Origin of the sequence: Polaribacter sp. (assembly GCF_965656025.1) — a bacterium.
Taxonomy (GTDB): domain Bacteria; phylum Bacteroidota; class Bacteroidia; order Flavobacteriales; family Flavobacteriaceae; genus Polaribacter.
On record NZ_CBFHJT010000057.1, the window covers coordinates 19,018 to 20,673 of the forward strand.

Annotated in this window: 2 protein-coding genes and 1 pseudogene; 1 reads left to right on the top strand and 2 read right to left on the bottom strand. The window is 34.9% G+C overall.

The window, feature by feature from the left end; translation table 11 throughout:
- Window positions 1-173: quinol:electron acceptor oxidoreductase subunit ActD (locus tag ACTG3S_RS10900; protein ID WP_439129387.1), on the bottom strand; the 173-nt coding region annotated here is incomplete at its 3' end.
- A gap of 2 nt (window positions 174-175) precedes the next feature.
- A pseudogene (nrfD, locus tag ACTG3S_RS10905) lies at window positions 176-1,573 on the bottom strand (NrfD/PsrC family molybdoenzyme membrane anchor subunit); the annotation flags it as partial.
- 7 nt (window positions 1,574-1,580) lie between these two features.
- Here nrfD and ACTG3S_RS10910 point away from each other — a divergent pair.
- The coding region (locus ACTG3S_RS10910; protein WP_439129388.1) for a DUF4385 family protein at window positions 1,581-1,656 on the top strand (76 nt) is incomplete at its 3' end.

The window sequence follows — 1,656 nt, forward strand, 5'->3', positions numbered from 1 at the left end:
GAAGTAATTGCTAATCTTGTTGGGGCTAAACCCATTGCTTTGTCTAAACCATGCACTGGAAAAGGACAAAATACTTCTTCAATATGATGACCATCTGCTTTAACAGCCTTAACTGCATCTAATACAACCTCGTCATCATTATAAAATGCATGAATAACTTTTGATGATTCCATAATTATTCTTTTTTATTTTTATCAGGATTAACTTCCTTTATTGTTTTATCAACCACAACAACTGTTGGTTTTGTAGGAATACCTTGTGCTCTTCTCTTTTTGTAGAATTCTCCAGAAGATTTTAAAATTGTTTTTACTTCTGCCTGCGCAATTACTGGGAAAGTTCTGGCATATAATAAGAATAGAACAAAGAAGAACCCAATAGTTCCTATAAAGATACCTACATCTACAAATGTTGGCTCAAAACGCCACCAAGTTGAAGGTAAGTGTCCTTTACTCAAAACAATTGCAATAATGTCAAAACGCTCAAACCACATACCAATATTAATAAATATTGAAATGATGAAAGACCATATAAAACTTCTTCTAATCTTTTTAAACCATAATAATTGTGGTGTTAAAATATTAAAGAATAATAATGAATAAAATGCCCATGCATAAGGTCCTGTTGCAGCACCCACAGATAAATAGGTGTAATTTTCATAAGGTGATCCTGTGTACCATGCTATAAAAAATTCAGTTGCATAAGCTACAGCTACAATACCACCTGTTAAGATAATTACAATATTCATATATTCTACGTGTAAACGTGTAATATAATCTTCCATATTTGTAACCTTTCTCATAATACCCAATAAGGTTTGTACCATTGCAAATCCTGAAAAGATTGCTCCAGCAACGAAATAAGGTGGAAAAATTGTTGAGTGCCAACCAGGGTTGATAGAAGTAGCAAAGTCCATAGATACAATGGTGTGTACAGAAAGTACTAAAGGAGTTGCTAAACCAGCTAACACTAAAGATACTTCTTCAAAACGTTGCCAATCTTTTGCTCTACCAGACCAACCAAAACTTAATAATGCGTATATTTTCTTTTGAAAAGGTTTTACGGCTCTATCTCTTATCATTGCAAAATCTGGTAATAGACCTGTCCACCAAAAAACTAATGAAACCGATAGATATGTAGAAATTGCAAAAACATCCCAAAGTAATGGAGAGTTAAAGTTTACCCACAAAGAACCAAATTGATTTGGTATTGGCATTACCCAATAACCATTCCAAGGACGTCCCATGTGAATAATTGGAAACAATCCTGCTTGGAAAACGGCGAAAATTGTCATTGCTTCTGCAGAACGGTTTATGGCCATTCTCCACTTTTGACGGAATAATAAAAGTACTGCAGAAATTAATGTTCCTGCGTGACCAATACCTACCCACCATACAAAGTTAGTGATATCCCAAGCCCATCCAATGTTCTTGCTTAATCCCCAAACTCCAATTCCTGTTCCTACAGTGTAAAAAATACAGCCAAATCCCCAAAGCATTGCTGCTAAAGAAATATAAAAAGCCATATACCAATGTTTATTTGCTTTACCTTCTATTGGTTTCGCAATATCTTCTGATTATTCCCTGGATTACAAGAAGCTTAATTTACGAGAGCAACCGCATTTATATGCGGTAGGGCGAGGAGAGCAGGGTGTTCTTA